This is a genomic window from Clostridium caldaquaticum (assembly GCF_023806125.1).
Classification (GTDB): Bacteria; Bacillota; Clostridia; order Clostridiales; family Clostridiaceae; genus Clostridium_AT; species Clostridium_AT caldaquaticum.
In genome coordinates this window covers 104,025-119,326 of sequence record NZ_JAMSKT010000002.1, presented here as the reverse complement: position 1 = coordinate 119,326, position 15,302 = coordinate 104,025, and the positions used below count along the sequence as shown (strand labels likewise).

17 protein-coding genes, 1 tRNA gene and 1 riboswitch are annotated in these 15,302 nt (G+C 31.3%); of the genes, 7 read left to right on the top strand and 11 right to left on the bottom strand.

What is annotated here, in order from left to right; translation table 11 throughout:
* The first annotated feature begins 121 nt into the window (after positions 1–121).
* Complete coding sequence (locus tag M2651_RS01890) at positions 122–1,252, top strand: HD-GYP domain-containing protein (RefSeq protein WP_252130635.1); 1,131 nt, start codon at positions 122–124, stop codon at positions 1,250–1,252.
* 73 nt (positions 1,253–1,325) lie between these two features.
* On the opposite strand, the gene M2651_RS01885 is transcribed toward M2651_RS01890, so the two are convergent.
* The 4 genes from M2651_RS01885 to tsaD form a co-directional block, all read right to left on the bottom strand.
* Entirely contained in the window at positions 1,326–1,925 is a 600-nt protein-coding gene (locus tag M2651_RS01885; RefSeq protein ID WP_252130634.1) for a manganese catalase family protein, read from the bottom strand.
* 18 nt (positions 1,926–1,943) lie between these two features.
* Positions 1,944–2,216: a spore coat protein CotJB gene (locus tag M2651_RS01880; protein WP_252130633.1), complete on the bottom strand. Its 273-nt coding sequence runs from the start codon at positions 2,214–2,216 to the stop codon at positions 1,944–1,946.
* Positions 2,217–2,228: 12 nt separating this feature from the next.
* Positions 2,229–2,480 (bottom strand): spore coat associated protein CotJA, encoded by a 252-nt coding sequence (locus M2651_RS01875; protein WP_252130632.1) that lies wholly within the window; start codon positions 2,478–2,480, stop codon positions 2,229–2,231.
* A gap of 219 nt (positions 2,481–2,699) precedes the next feature.
* Positions 2,700–3,719: a tRNA (adenosine(37)-N6)-threonylcarbamoyltransferase complex transferase subunit TsaD gene (tsaD, locus tag M2651_RS01870; RefSeq protein ID WP_252130631.1), complete on the bottom strand. Its 1,020-nt coding sequence runs from the start codon at positions 3,717–3,719 to the stop codon at positions 2,700–2,702.
* 104 nt (positions 3,720–3,823) lie between these two features.
* Between tsaD and M2651_RS01865 the strand changes: the two genes are divergently transcribed.
* Positions 3,824–4,444, top strand: coding sequence for a RusA family crossover junction endodeoxyribonuclease (locus tag M2651_RS01865; RefSeq protein ID WP_252130630.1), 621 nt, complete (start codon positions 3,824–3,826; stop codon positions 4,442–4,444).
* 20 nt (positions 4,445–4,464) lie between these two features.
* Here M2651_RS01865 and M2651_RS01860 read toward each other — a convergent pair whose 3' ends face one another.
* The 3 genes from M2651_RS01860 to M2651_RS01850 all read right to left on the bottom strand — a co-directional run bounded on the left by M2651_RS01860 (position 4,465) and on the right by M2651_RS01850 (position 6,586).
* Entirely contained in the window at positions 4,465–5,727 is a 1,263-nt protein-coding gene (locus M2651_RS01860; RefSeq protein ID WP_252130629.1) for an NAD(P)/FAD-dependent oxidoreductase, read from the bottom strand.
* A gap of 132 nt (positions 5,728–5,859) precedes the next feature.
* On the bottom strand, positions 5,860–6,186 hold the full coding sequence (locus M2651_RS01855) for a DUF4870 domain-containing protein (RefSeq protein ID WP_252130628.1): 327 nt from the start codon (positions 6,184–6,186) through the stop codon (positions 5,860–5,862).
* A 73-nt stretch (positions 6,187–6,259) separates the two neighbouring features.
* Positions 6,260–6,586 carry a hypothetical protein gene (locus tag M2651_RS01850; RefSeq protein ID WP_252130627.1) on the bottom strand — a complete coding sequence of 109 codons (327 nt, stop codon included), beginning with the start codon at positions 6,584–6,586 and terminating at the stop codon, positions 6,260–6,262.
* Positions 6,587–6,736: 150 nt separating this feature from the next.
* Here M2651_RS01850 and M2651_RS01845 point away from each other — a divergent pair.
* Positions 6,737–6,812 (top strand) — tRNA-Trp (locus tag M2651_RS01845).
* A 104-nt stretch (positions 6,813–6,916) separates the two neighbouring features.
* Here the strand turns inward: M2651_RS01845 and M2651_RS01840 are convergent.
* Entirely contained in the window at positions 6,917–7,669 is a 753-nt protein-coding gene (locus M2651_RS01840; protein ID WP_252130626.1) for a peptidoglycan recognition protein family protein, read from the bottom strand.
* Positions 7,670–7,926: 257 nt separating this feature from the next.
* Positions 7,927–8,856 carry a metal ABC transporter substrate-binding protein gene (locus M2651_RS01835; protein WP_252130625.1) on the bottom strand — a complete coding sequence of 310 codons (930 nt, stop codon included), beginning with the start codon at positions 8,854–8,856 and terminating at the stop codon, positions 7,927–7,929.
* A 179-nt stretch (positions 8,857–9,035) separates the two neighbouring features.
* Between M2651_RS01835 and tsaE the strand changes: the two genes are divergently transcribed.
* Genes tsaE through rimI form a run of 3 tightly spaced genes read left to right on the top strand, consistent with a single transcriptional unit; the run spans position 9,036 to position 10,646 of the window.
* Positions 9,036–9,494, top strand: coding sequence for a tRNA (adenosine(37)-N6)-threonylcarbamoyltransferase complex ATPase subunit type 1 TsaE (gene tsaE / locus M2651_RS01830; protein ID WP_252130624.1), 459 nt, complete (start codon positions 9,036–9,038; stop codon positions 9,492–9,494).
* Complete coding sequence (tsaB, locus tag M2651_RS01825; RefSeq protein WP_252130623.1) at positions 9,491–10,201, top strand: tRNA (adenosine(37)-N6)-threonylcarbamoyltransferase complex dimerization subunit type 1 TsaB; 711 nt, start codon at positions 9,491–9,493, stop codon at positions 10,199–10,201. The genes tsaE and tsaB overlap by 4 nt, the downstream gene beginning before the upstream one ends.
* The gene (gene rimI, locus M2651_RS01820) at positions 10,194–10,646 is read left to right on the top strand and encodes a ribosomal protein S18-alanine N-acetyltransferase (RefSeq protein WP_252130622.1); all 453 of its coding nucleotides are present in this window, start codon (positions 10,194–10,196) and stop codon (positions 10,644–10,646) included. The genes tsaB and rimI overlap by 8 nt, the downstream gene beginning before the upstream one ends.
* A gap of 30 nt (positions 10,647–10,676) precedes the next feature.
* Here rimI and M2651_RS01815 read toward each other — a convergent pair whose 3' ends face one another.
* Both M2651_RS01815 and M2651_RS01810 read right to left on the bottom strand, forming a co-directional pair.
* Positions 10,677–11,306 (bottom strand): ECF transporter S component, encoded by a 630-nt coding sequence (locus M2651_RS01815; protein ID WP_252130621.1) that lies wholly within the window; start codon positions 11,304–11,306, stop codon positions 10,677–10,679.
* An 82-nt stretch (positions 11,307–11,388) separates the two neighbouring features.
* Positions 11,389–11,518: riboswitch (FMN riboswitch) on the bottom strand.
* Between the two features lie 69 nt (positions 11,519–11,587).
* Positions 11,588–13,759, bottom strand: a complete 2,172-nt coding sequence (locus tag M2651_RS01810; protein WP_252130620.1) for a Tex family protein — start codon at positions 13,757–13,759, stop codon at positions 11,588–11,590.
* Positions 13,760–13,948: 189 nt separating this feature from the next.
* On the opposite strand from M2651_RS01810, the gene M2651_RS01805 reads away from it, so the two are divergent.
* Entirely contained in the window at positions 13,949–15,298 is a 1,350-nt protein-coding gene (locus M2651_RS01805; RefSeq protein WP_252130619.1) for a M28 family metallopeptidase, read from the top strand.
* Positions 15,299–15,302 lie beyond the last annotated feature (4 nt).

Here is a 15,302-nt window from a genome sequence, read left to right as displayed (position 1 = left end):
TAGATATTCAATTATAAAGTTGTTATTTATATAAAGAAGGATTTTATCGTTTTTTATAGAATAGATATATAGTTATACTCTAAACCATAGAAATTCCTAAAGTCAAATTTGGAGGCTGAATATGAGAATTGTACCAATTGAATGTGTAAGAGAGGGAAGTTATCTGGCGAAAACAATCTATGATAATGAGGGAAGAGTATTATTAAGAGAAGGAGTTATGCTAAGCAAAATATTACTTAGAAGAATTAAACTTATAAAAATCTCCTCTCTTTATATAAACGATGAATACAGCGATAATATAATTGAAGATATAATAAAACCAGAGCTTAGACAAAAGGCTATAAAAACTATAAAAGATACCTTTGTAAGCTTTGATAAATATAACTTATACTCCTCTAAAGCTAATAGTCCTATAAAAGAAAAAGAATTTATAAAAGAAAAACAAAAATACTTTCAATCTATAGGTGATATAGCATCTAGCATAATGGATGAAATACTATCTCAAAGAAATGTACTTATAAACGTTGTTGATATTAAGAGCTTAGATAATTATACTTATCAGCATAGCGTTAATGTTGCAGTACTATCATTAGTATTAGGCCTGCAGCTTCAATTAAATAAATATGAACTTTATTCCTTATGTTTAGGCGGGTTAATTCACGATATAGGAAAAGCCCTTATTCCAAAAGAAATTATTCAAAAGTATGACAAGCTTACAGAAAAAGAATATAGTATTGCTATGGAACATGCAAAAAAAGGCTATGACTATTTAAAAGGCAGTCCTGATATTTCTGCCCCAGCTAGAATTATAGCTCTACAGCATCATGAAAGAATTAATGGCCAAGGTTATCCTGATGGTAGAAAAGGCAATGATATAAATAAACTAGCTAAAATAGTTGGTATCGCCGATGTTTATGACGCTCTTACCTCTGATAGACCACAAAGAAGAGCACTAAGTCCAAATGAAGCTCTTGAATTTATTATGGCTAGCGGAGGTACTTTATTTGATTATGATATGGTATTAGCCTTTTCCAAGTCTGTAGTTCCCTATCCTGAAGGGACTTTAGTAAAACTCACTAATGGGGATTTAGCTGTAGTTGAAGAAAATCATCCAAACTTCCCTCTAAGACCAAAGATTAGAATAGTTAGAACTGCCGATGGTTCCAAAAAAAATACACAAGTTGATTTGATGAGCGAACTAGGTCTTGTAATTAAAGGAGTACAATATGAAACTCCCGAATTTCCCAGGTAATTTTCAAAAGAGCCTATGGAACTTTAAATCCTCAGGCTCTTTTTTATTCACTGTAATGTTTTCCTTATTCAATTTACTTCATAAAATCAGGCTTAGGCATTATAAACAAATGAGGTTCTTGCAAATAATCCTGAACTATTCGAAGTGCTTCTCCAAATCTTTGGAAATGAACTACTTCTCTTTCTCTTAAAAACTTTAACGGCTCAATTACATCTGGATCATCAGCCATACTAATCAAGTATTCATAGGTTGCTCTTGCCTTTTGTTCTGCTGCCAAATCCTCAGTTAAATCAACAATTGGATTTCCCTTTGATTGTAAATAAGCAGCTGTAAAGGGAACTCCTGCAGCACTTACAGGATAAACTCCTCTATCATGATCCACATAATAAGCACCAGCACCAGACTTTTCAATTTCTTCTATACTTGCACCTTTCATCAATTGACGAACCATTGCTCCAATAATTTCAAGATGTGCTAATTCTTCAGTACCTATATCATTCAAAGTAGCTATAGCTTGAGGAGTAATCATAGCAAATCTCTGGCTTAAATATCTTATAGAAGCACCTAACTCCCCATCTGGTCCACCATATTGAGAAATTATAAGTGTTGCCATTTTCGGATTAGGATTTTTTATTTTAACTGGATATTCAAGAATCTTTTCATAGGTCCACATATATTAACTCTCCCTTTCTTAAAGCTTATAGTTAGCATCATATTCCCAAGGCCATGGTTCATTTATCCATTGCCATGGATATGGGCTTAGTGCATCATCTTGAGAAATCATACCGAAATACTTTTCATATTCCTCTTTAAGCATCTTATACTGTTTAGCATAGGAGTTACGTTTTGATAAAGCATCTCTATCAGTTGGATGAGTATTAAGATATAATTGGAGATCTTCCAGCATCATATGAACTGCTGCTATTTGCTTTGTTAATTCCATTTTATTTATATCATCTTTCATAACAGTACCTCCTTAATCGCACTCATCTAATTTGTATGCTTTATGTTTTTTATCCCTTGGCTCAAAAGGGCTATAAAGCTCAGGAAAAGCAGTTCCTTTACTTAAAGCCTCTATTGGTTTAAATAACTCGCACATATTTTGATAAGGAACATATGCAGCAGCTAATCTTACATTTCTAATAACCATCTCCTGTGGTATACAATTCATCATGGGCATACAGTTTACATCGTATATTTCGTTTTCAGGCTTTCGAATATACGCCATTTAATTTTCCTCCTTGTTGATTAATCACACAATTCCATTATATGATTTAGGAATATTATTGTTACATTCAGCGTAAAATAATAAAGGAAGGCTTATGCCTTCCTTTTTACTATCTAACAACCTAAACAATATTAAACGTATTATTAAGCACTTTTTATTCAAAACTTAAACTAAACACTTCCAGCATATCCTGCTCTAATAGTACTAATAAATTTGAAATTACCTTTCTCCTAATTTAAGGTTAGGTACAGCATTTAAAGTTAAATCCGCAGTTCTGCCATTTATATATTCAAAATATGCTGCACTGCCTATCATGGCAGCATTATCAGTGCAAAGAACTGGAGATGGAAACAATACCTTGATACCTCTTTTTTCCCCCTCTTTTATCATAGCTTCTCTTAAAGTAGAATTAGAAGCTACTCCTCCTGCAATGGCTATTTTGTCTACTCCCTTAATTTTACAAGTTTTAATTACGTTATCTACAAGTACATCCACTAACGCCTTCTGAAAGGAAGCTGCTACATCTGCTCTATTAATCTCCTGCCCTGTCATCTCCATTTTGTTTAAATAGTTTAACACTGCCGACTTTAAACCGCTAAAGGAAAAATCTAAAGATTCCTCATGAAAATTAGCCCTTGGAAATTTAATTGCTTCAGCATTTCCTTCTTTAGATAATTTATCTATTTTAGGTCCACCTGGATATCCAAGACCTATAGCTCTTGCAACCTTATCATAGGCCTCTCCTGCTGCATCATCTCTTGTTTGCCCTATTACTTCAAAATCGCCAAAGTCCTTCATATATACTATAAAACTGTGTCCTCCTGAAACTACAAGACAAATAAAGGGAGGCATTAAATCCTTATGTTCAATAAAATTTGCACATATATGTCCTTCTATATGATTTACTCCTATAAGAGGCTTTCCTAAAGCATAGGCTAAAGACTTTGCATACTGCATGCCTACAAGCAGCGCACCTACAAGTCCTGGTCCATAAGTAACCCCTACCGCATCAATGTCCTGAAGAGTTATATTAGCCTTATCCATTGCCTCCTTTACAACAGCACTTATAACTTCTATATGCTTTCTAGAAGCTACCTCTGGTACTACACCTCCAAATTTAGTATGAATATCTATTTGCGAAGCTATAACATTAGACAATACTTCTCTTCCATTTACAACCACAGCTGCAGCAGTTTCATCACAACTGCTTTCTATAGCAAGTATTTTTATATTCTTCATAATCTATTTCCTTTCATCTTATGAATTTAACTAAACTTTATTATACACAAAAATATATGATATAATCAATTATAGATAAATAGCATGCAAAGGAGCAAGTTGTTTTGAATAATTACGCTAAAATTATAGTAAAAGGTTCACCCATTTCAAAATCTAATTTTAAACTTTTTAATCTTAAAGGCAGAGCAATACTGCCTTATAATTCCGGAAAATATCACGATAGATATGCTCTTTATGAAGAAGAAATAGCTTACGAAGCAAGAGCGCAAAATCCCCATGTTGTAATCAGTGAATCTGTAATTGCAGTTCTTAAAGTATATTATAAAAGCAGGAAAAGACATCCTGATACTAATAATATAACAAAAAGCATATTTGATGGTATTGAAAAAAGTGGTCTTATTGTTAATGATGCTCAAGTTAGGAAACTAATTATAGAAGAATTTTATGACTCTGAAAATCCGCGCTTTGAGTTAGAGCTGTTTGGAGAAAGCTCCTACTGCATTGAGTACAGTATAACAAAAAGAGAAAAACCTAATACTCCTTTGGAATATAGTCCTCCAAGCAATAAAAAAGTAAATCTAATAAAAAAAGACAAAAATATTTCTAATGAAATAAGTACATTATTATGTGGTATATGCAGTAAAACCATAAATAAAAACTCCTGCATATCTGCTAATAATGGCAAAACTTTAATTTGTAAAGATTGCTTTAAAAAACTTTTTTAAATATAGAAAACAGAGGAATTTTAAACCTCTGTTTCTTCTATTTTAATAGTAATTTTATTGTAAATGCTGTGCTTTTCAAATATACTTCTTACTAATTCTAAACTTGCGATTTCTCCTGGTATAAGCTTTTCCCTGCTGATGCTTAACACCTTCTCTTCATCAAAATATACAGATATAAAGCAGTTTAAATATACTTTATTAACTCTAAATTTTATATCAATATTGCTGTCACAATTATTTGTACTAATATATTGAGGAATAATATAGCTTAAACCTTCACCTGCATTTACAGAAAGTTTTCTTCCTTTAAATCTCTTTCCCATTATATATAGTGCAGCATTTCTTCCAGCCATATAGCTTTCTTCAATAACATCGTCTACAAAGTCGTGAACATATAAGACATTACCACAAGCAAATATACCATCTACACTTGTGTGCATAGCTTCATCAACTTCAGGACCACAGGTTTTATCACATATCTTAATATCTACTTTTCTTGAAAGCTCATTTTCAGGAAGAAGACCCACAGAAAGCAGCAAAGTATCGCAGCTTATATATTCCTCTGTCCCCCTTATTGGAATATTTTTTTCGTCAACTTTGGCAATAATTACACCTTCAATTCTGTCTTTCCCTTTTATATCAATAACCGTATAGCTCAATTTAAGAGGTATATTAAAATCTAACAGACAGTCCTCTATATTTTTTTCAGAACTCATAGCATATGGAAGAAGTTCCACTACGGCCTTAATACTTGCGCCCTCAATAGTCATTCTTCTAGCCATTACAAGAGCAATTTGACCTGAGCCTAAAATTACAATCTGCTTTCCTGGCATATGCCCCTCTACATTCACAAACTTCTGAGCTGCACCTGCTGTAAATATTCCTGCAGCCTTGCTTCCAGGAATATTTATTGCTCCTCTAGGTTTTTCCCTGCAACCCATAGCCAATATAATGGACTTAGCTTTAATTTGCGTTATACCTTCCTCACTAACCACCGTTATTATCTTATCTTTATTTAAATCTATAACCATTGTATTTAATTTATAATTAATTTCTAATTCTTTTATTTTATCTACAAATTTTTGTGCATATTCTGGTCCTGTTAAAGGTTCTTTTAGAGTGTTGCCGCCAAAACCAGTATGTATACATTGATTTAACATTCCACCAAGCTGCTCTTCTCTCTCAATAACTAATACCCTATCTGCTCCTTCTTCCTTTGCTGCTATTGCAGCTGCAAGGCCAGCTGGCCCCCCACCTATTATTACTATATCATACTCAATCATTGTAAAGCCTCCTAGAATAATATAGCAAAGCTTAAATTCTATTTTTATTTTATCATAACCTTTCTTATTAATCACATATTTTTAAAATCTAAAAATAAAAAGAGCCAACATATTTTGGCTCAAAATTACAACTTAGATACCTCTTGCCCATTTCCCTGATATAGGATAAGTATAATCATTTCCATTCAGTACTTTTACTATAGCAATTATAGGAAAAATTACCGCTGCAAGAGCTACAACTATAAGTCCCAGTATACCAATTATTAAGATTGTAAGTATTCCAGAAGCTGCACCTGCTATAATTAACAGTATCTGAAACATTAATGCTTCTTTTGCCTGAGTTTTTACAAACTCATCTGTAGTTATTAGCATAACTACTAAAGGAATAAGTATAGGAGCAGCAAGAAAAACTCCTCCATGACAGAGAACTGCCAATAATTTTTGTTCCGTAGTTAACATAATATACCTCCAATAAATATTATTTCTTTATATTAGCATATTCACGTATTATAAATTTTTGATATCTTTTTATTTAATTTTTTCTATATTTTAAACCCTTCATACCAATTTTAATTAATATAAAAGAAATAACAAAAGGAATAAAATTATAAACAATTGGAAGAAAAAGCTCCTTTATACCTTTAGCAGTTTTATAACTACTCATTATTGATAAACCAGTAAACACAAAAATTACTGACCCAAGAAGCAGATTTATAAATGGATACTTCACAAGAACTTTCATGAAAGGTGAGACCTTTTCTGCATCAACAAAATATCCTGATTTTTCAGAATTTTTCTGACACTTGTCTATTTTATTTAATTGTTCTTTAAATTTATTATCTTCATAATTACTATTCAAAACTATCACTTCCTCAAAGCTACTATAGGTATATTGTATCATAATTTATTTTTAAACTTAATATAATTTGTAGAAGAAATATTTTTTAAAATTTATTTATAAAAAAGTGTTGATTTTTTAAATTTCATGTTATATAATAATTCTTGTCTTAGGGGTATAGCTCAATTGGTAGAGTAGCGGTCTCCAAAACCGTTGGTTACGGGTTCGATTCCTGTTGCCCCTGCCATTTATATATTAAGAAAAATAAAAATGGTTCAGGCTAAATGCTTGAACCATTTTTATTTTTTAAAATTAATTATTTTTCTAATAAAAGAGTACTAATATATCCTTTTATAACTTTCCTATAAATTTTAATACTTGAATTACAGTATCATATCTATCTTTACCAGCAATAATTTTCTTTGCGTAACTTGTCCATGGCAAACTTGGAGCACCACCTACACAATATACATTCTCTACATTGCTATAATCATAAGGGATGTTGCCGTCTAAAGTTGCACACCCTAAAAAATCAGCCAGATATTCTGCTGCCCTTTTATCAACATTATTTCCATATACAACTAGATTTTTCACTTTTACTTCCTCCTTAATATTAATTTGATTTACATTTAAATTTTTTACTTCATTCATAAAAGCATTTTTATCTATTGAAGTACCTGGGCAGGTCTTAGAAGAATTTTCCCTGTGAAATCTTATATATCTGCCTTTATCATAAAAATATCTTGCAAGTTTTATTATGCTTTCTTTTTGAGCCCCTTTTAAAACATCATTTCCAGAATCAAAATTCCCCAGCATTTCACAAGCAAAAGCACCTGTATTATAGCCTGATATACTGGCAGGAGTTTTTGCAAAATCTCTGCCGGTTACAAAAGTACCATCTGGAAGTAATGTAACATGCTGTCCAATATCTTCCCATTTAAGAGTATTTACATGATAATCTCTCATACTTTGCTGAAGCTGAATACCATTTGATCCGTTAAAATCCTTATGACTTGGTCTCCATGTATGATGCACATGCAGCTCTTTGTGATTATATTTATCTAGTCTTTTTAAAAGCTCATCGATAGTTATAATTTTAAACATATTTACACCCCTTTTTTATTTTAGTATATGCTTGTTGATTACTTTTGTACCAAGTTTTATGCACCTCTTTCTGTTTGTTAAATATATGCTCTCTTATATAAATATTCAATTTTCAGCATTAATTAATCATTATAAAGATTAATTAAAAAACAGTTAATAAATTGGCATTAACCAATTTATTAACTGTTTTCTTACATAAATGCTAAATTATTCTTTCAATCAAAATTTTCCTGAAAAATATTTATTGACTTCTTTTACTATTGTATAATTAACTTTTCTAAGTTTTTAAGATTATTATCTAACATATCAATATATGTCATATCATCTTTATAAACACTAATATTTGCAGTTTTAATATTATATTTTTCAATTAGAACTTTATTTGCATTTATTTTTTCATCCTCATCGTATAAAAATATAATATTTTTAGCATCAATTAACTTTGATTCCACTTCAGAATTTTTTTGAATATATTCTGGAGTAAGTGTTATACCATAGTTATATATCTTTAAAGTCTTAAGTCCATAATTTTTAGTAAAATAATCTAGTTCATCTCCGTCAACTATAAAAGTATATTCTTTTAGTTTTTCCAGAACTTTTTTTAATTTTTCCTGATAATCATCAATTTTTTTTATACTTTCTGAAAAATTATTCTCATAAAAATCTCTATCCTTTGAATCTTTATCTTGTATTGCATTTTTAATATTTAACATTGCTATTTTGTAATCATCTATGTTCATCCAAAAATAAGGATTATCTTTTATTACACTTTCCTTATACTTTACTTCTTTTTCATAAGAAACTAGCTTGATACCTCTGGATACATTTAAAGGTGCAACCTTGCTTTTGCTAAGATTATTAACAAAATCCTCCGCCCAAGGCTCAATTCCGGTTCCTAAATAAAAAAATATGTCCTTTTTACTTATATTATTTATACTGTCATCTGTATAGCTGAAATTCCATAGTTTATTTTTGTCTGTAAACATATATTCAAGATTATGCTTGTCTTTTATTATATCTTTAACCATATAATAAAGCAGCTTATTAGTAGTTACTATATTTAAAATTATTTCCTTAGGCTCAACTTCCTCTGCTTTTGGTTGACTTTTAACTTCAGAAACTTTACTGCAGCCTGTAAACACAAATAAAAAAATAAGGAGAATTATTATTGTACTTTTCCTTTTCAAGCTTTTCACCTCTTGCTTTACATCCATTATAAGTCGTATTAACTATTATTTTACATAATAGATACGTTATATGCAAATTAAAAGTTACAACTATGTTAATAATATTATTATAATTGCCTTTTTTACTTTTGTGTATTAATATAAAATATATGTTCAGCTGTATTATTAGGAGTGAAAGTATGGAGTTTATTGTAGATAGTGTTGAAAAAACAATGTATATTGGAAAACAGCTAGGTAAACTAGTAAAGCCTGGAGATATATTATGTTTAATTGGAGATTTAGGTTCAGGAAAAACTCATATTACTAAAGGAATAGCTCAAGGATTAGAGATTGACGATTATATAACAAGTCCTACCTTTACTATTGTAAATGAATATGATGGCAGATTAAAAGTTTATCATTTTGATGTATATAGAATTAATGACCCAGATGAAATATACGCTATTGGTTTCGATGAGTATATTTTCTCTAATGGAGTAAGTATAATTGAGTGGGCAAATTACATCGAAGAACTTATACCTAAAGAACATATAAAAATTACTATAACCAAGCTTCCTGAACTCGGTGAGAACTATAGAAGGATAAACATTGAAGCAGAAGGAAGCAGATACGATTATATAAAGGAGATAAGTTTATGATAGTTTTAAGTATTGATTCTGCAACTGAGTCTGCTAGCTGTGCTGTTTTAAGCGATGAAAAACTTCTGGGCGAGATAAATCTTAATGATAAAAAACAGCACTCTGTAGTATTGATGCCTATGGTGGATAATCTTTTAAAAAGTTTAAAACTCACAATAAAAGATATTGATGGTTTTGTAGTTTCAAAAGGTCCAGGTTCTTTTACAGGGCTTAGAATTGGAATGTCCATGGTAAAAGGCTTAAGCCAGGGAACTAATAAGCCTTTTGTATCTGTATCTTCACTAGATGCTCTTGCTTTCAATATGGCTTATAGTCATGGTTTAATCTGTCCTATTATTGATGCCCTTAGAGATAATGTTTATACTGCATTATATTGTTTTGAAGATGGTAAAATAAATAGGCTAACTGACTATATGGCTCTTCATATAGATGAATTAATAAATATAGTTAAAGAGCATAATAAGACGTCCATATTTGTTGGTGATGCTGTAGGAAAATTCAAAGAAAAGCTTAATGAAAGCCTTAATAAAGTATACTTTGCCCCCTCACACTTAAACATAGTTAAAGCCTCTTCTCTTGGAGAATTAGGAATAAATCTGCTTTCTTCTGGAAATTATGATGATCTTTATACTTCTGCTCCGATTTATTTAAGAAAACCTCAAGCAGAAAGAGAATATGAAAAAAAGATGGGAATAAAAAATGAATAATATAGTAATTGTTCCTTTTAACGAAAAATATATAGATGATATATTCAAAATAAGTACTATGAGCTTTATTACTCCCTGGACTCGTAAATCTACTGAAGAGGAGCTCCAAAACAAATTTGCCCGCTATGTAGTTGCAAAATTAGGAGATGTTGTTATTGGCTTTGGTGGTGTTTGGCTCATACTTGATGAAGGACACATAACTAACATAGCTGTGCATCCTGAATATCGCGGCATAGGTGCAGGAGATATGATTGTGGAGGCTCTTATTGAAATATGCAGACTTGAAGGTATTAATTCTATGACCTTAGAGGTAAGAAAATCAAATATTGCTGCACAAGCACTGTATAAAAAGCATGGCTTCATTGAAAAAGGTATAAGAAAAGGTTATTATACAGATACAAAAGAAGACGGCATCATAATGTGGAAATTTGATTTATCAAAATAACAGGCTGCGAGAAACCACAGCCTGTTATTTTTACATTTGATTTAATTCTTCCTTAGGATTAGCTACTGCATCTCTATGAAATAAAGGAGATACTTTCTTATATAATGGTGCTGTAACTACGGCAATTACAATTCCTTTAAGTGCATTGAATGGAACTACAGCCCAAACTATATATGCAGTTAAATCCGTAATCTTCGGATTTGCAGCAGCTGCCATGGCAACAATATCTTTAATTTGCATTCCAAATAGTTTAGCATAGAAAGGAATTAATACATAATAATTAAATATTGAAGCAATAATTATCATTGCAATAATTCCAAGTATCATACCCTGTACTGCTGTTTTCTTTGATTTATTTTTCTTATAAATATATCCTGCTGTAAATACATAAGCTGAACCTACTAAAAAGTTAGCCAATTCACCTACCCACATAGAAGTAGAACCTGTTATAGCTCCATTCAATACATTTTTTAAAAACTCAATAACTACACCTGCTACTGGTCCTAATGCAAAGGCTCCCAAAAGTGCTGGAATATCGCTAAAATCAATCTTTAAGAAATTTGGAAACAATGGCAGAGGTATTTCAAACATCATAAGCACTAAGGCCATTGCACCTAAAACTGATATTTTTACTAGTGTGTTTAAATTTTGATTCTTCATACACATATCCTCCCTAAATATTAAAATAATACATGAAACGCTAAAAAGCCCCGACAAAATGTCAGGGCAAAAAGACCGAATTCGTCATCTTCTTCCATCCAGACTTTACTGTCGGCTTCGGAGTTACACCGAATCTGCCATAATAATGGCTTGCGGGCTATACCGCCGGTCGGGAATTCTAATTTCTTAGTCACCCTGCCCTGAAGATTATTATTGTTAAGTTTTTTACAATATTATTATATAGTAATTTTATACACTTGACAAGCTATTTCATTCATATTTTATTGAATTATTTCCTCTTTTTTCATACTGAGAGATATTCTTTTTCTTTTTTCGTCTACTTCTAAAACCCTAACTTCAACTATATCTCCAACTTTAACTACATCAAGAGGATGTTTTACATATCTGTCAGCCATTTGACTTTTATGTACAAGTCCATCCTGATGAACTCCAATATCTACAAAAGCACCAAAATCAGCTACATTTCTAACTGTTCCCATAAGCACCATGCCTGGTTTAAGTTGAGTTATATCTATAACTCCTGTTTTAAAAATCGGCTTAGGAAGCTCTTCTCTTGGATCTCTTCCTGGTTTTTTAATTTCCTTAATTATATCTCTCAATGTAGGCTCCCCTATATAAAGCCTTTCAGCTAAACTTTTAATTCCATCTACGTTAACTCTTTCATCTATATCATTAAGCTTTCCATTTCTTAAATCTTCCATTGTATATCCTAAAATACTTAAAAGTTCTTTTGCAGCTTTATAAGACTCTGGATGCACAGAAGTATTATCCAGAGGCTCATCGCTTTCCATAACTCTTAAAAAACCTGCACACTGCTCAAAGGCTTTATCTCCAAGTCTTTTAACTTTTAAAAGCTCTTTTCTGTTTCTAAACTTTCCATTTTCCTCTCTATAGGCTACAATATTTTGAGCTATAGTAGAATTAATTCCAGATATGTAGGATAAAAGCGATGGAGTAGCTATGTTTAAATCAACACCAACAGAGTTAACGCAATCTTCTACAACACCTTTTAGGGATTCATCCAGTTTTTTAGAAGTAACATCATGCTGATATTGTCCGACACCTATGGACTTTGGATCAATTTTTATAAGCTCCGCTAGCGGATCCTGCAGTCTTCTCGCTATAGATATCGCTCCCCTGATAGATACATTTACATCTGGATATTCTTTTGAAGCAAGCTCTGAAGCAGAATATACTGAAGCCCCTGCCTCACTAACTACCACGTAGTAAAGCTCCTTACCCCTCTCTTCTTTAACCTCTTTTATTAATCTTGCCAATACCTCTTCTGACTCTCTGCTGGCAGTTCCATTTCCAAGTGAAATTACGTCTACATCATATTTATAAACTAATTCCTTTAAAATTTTAATTGAGCCTTCTATATCATTTTGCGGAGCAGTAGCATATACTGTAGCTTGATCTAAAAATTTACCTGTGTCATCAAGAACTGCTATTTTACAGCCTGTTCTAAATCCAGGGTCATATCCAAGTACAACTTTTCCTTTTATAGGCGGCTGCATTAGAAGTGCTTTTAAATTAGCTTTAAATATTTCTATAGCCCCCTGTTCTCCTTTTTCAGTTAAATCTGCTCTAATCTCTCTTTCTATTGAAGGATAAATCAGTCTCTTAACAGCATCTTTTATAGCCTCTGCTATGTAATAATCAGTTTGTTTATTCTCTTTTAAACATTTTATATTTAAATATTGTATAATCTTTTCATTATCTACAGTTATTTTTACAGATAATATTTTTTCCTTTTCCCCCCTATTTATTGCAAGTATTCTATGAGACGGAATAGTCTTAACTGCCTCGCTGTAGTTATAATACATTTCATAAGGAGTAGGTTCATCAGAACTTCCACTGGTCTCCACGAAACCTTCCCTGTATACAAGGCTTCTAATCCATTTTCTATAGTCAGCTACATCAGATACAATTTCACTTATAATATCCATAGCTCCTTGAAGAGCTTCCTCTTCTGAGTTTACTCCCTTTTCTTCACTAATAAAGGATTTTGCATATTCTTTAATATCTCCAGAAAACTGTCCGCTTAAAATTGTCTCAGCTAAAGGCTTAAGTCCCTTTTCTTGTGCAATAATTGCCCTTGTTCTCTTTTTAGGCTTAAATGGTCTATAAATATCTTCAACTTCTGTTAATGTCTCACAAGCTTCTATATTAAGCTTTAACTTTTCAGTAAGCTTTCCCTGTTCTTCTATTAGTCTTATAACATCTGCTTTTCTCTCATCAAGATTTCTAAGGTAAGCAAGTCTTTCTGAAAGTTTTCTAAGTGTAATATCATCAAGCCCTCCTGTTGCTTCCTTTCTGTATCTTGCTATAAAAGGGACAGTATTTCCTCCGTCTAGAAGTTCAATAAAATTTTCAACCTGATTTATTTTTAAATTAAATTCCTGTGCCAGCCTATTTCCTATATTATTCATAAACTCAATCCAACCTTTCTTCTTTAGAGTATTGCATTATCACATAAACCATTATACTTAATACTATATAATTTTACAAAATTATGTAGAAAATGAAAAGACAAAAAAATATTTTATAACATTTTAAAGTTATATACAAGTTTTAAAAATCATATTATTTAAAGATAATAATATTACAGGAGCATGAAATTGAAAAAGACCATCAGTGCATTTTTTCTAACAATTTCACTATTATTATTTACAAACAGTATAAATATCTATAAAAACATTTATAAATTTAACCACACATCAGTTAAAAACAATATAGATTACCTAACCTCAGATGACTACAAAGGAAGGCTTGCAGGCACTTTAGAAAATATTCAAACTGAAGCATTTGTCAAAAATCAGTTTCAGCAAAATGGTCTTGAACCATTTAATGGTGATTACTATGACCCCTTTGATTCAAATTACCCTCACAAGCTGGATGAAAATCCTTATCTTAGGATTTTGGACAAGAATAGTACTTCCATTATTAAAGAATATGAATATGGTTCAGATTACAAAGAAGAAATGCTTAGTTTCAAGAAAAACCATGTAGTATTTTCAAACAAGGACTCAATAAAAACAGGAGATAACGGCATTCAAATTACAAAAGGCAGCGACAGTTTTCTATTTTTTGTTCCTGAGAGTAATTCTCTAACCTTTAGAAGTTCTTTTTTAGCATCTCAAACAAGCTATCAAAGCATGTACGTAATGCTTACAGAAGCCACCTTGAAAGAGATAAAGGAATATTTATCTAAGGATTATAAAATATCCTGTTTTATACCCTTTGAGGTCAAAAACACTACTTTAAATAATGTAGTAGGATTTATAAAGGGAAAAGATACTAAAACACCACCAGTAGTTATATCCGCACATTTTGACCACTTAGGAACAGATTTAAAAGGTAATATTTATAGAGGTGCTCTTGATAATGCATCTGGCATATCCTTTATACTTGAACTTAGTAAATACATAACCTCTTTAGGTACACCTGATAGAAACATTATTTTTGTAGGCTTTAATGCAGAGGAATTTGGCCTATTAGGCTCAGAACATTTTGTAAAAAAATACTCTTCTATGCTAAAAGGAGCTAAGGTGTATAACTTTGATATGATAGGCAGCAGTGCAGTTCCTCTCAGCATAATGGGCGGAAAGGGTGATACAAAAGAAACCTCCTTTATGCGCTCCATAACTTCTACTATAAACACTAAAGCAGTTAACTATAAACTTATTTTTGAAGATGCCAGTGATCATGAACCCTTCAGAAGAAATAACATAGATGCTGTTACATTTTGTGATAGCGATATGTCTAGAATTCATACTCCAGAGGACACTATTGATCATATAAGTGTAGAGGCAATAGACAGAGCTTTTAATGTTATATCCAAAGAAATTATAAAACAAAGTTTCAACGGAAACCCTATGCTTATATATTATAAAAATATAATGATTTTTTCAGCACTTGGTACAGTCTTATTTTCTTTTTTATTAAGTATACAGATTAAAAAAAATTAATATA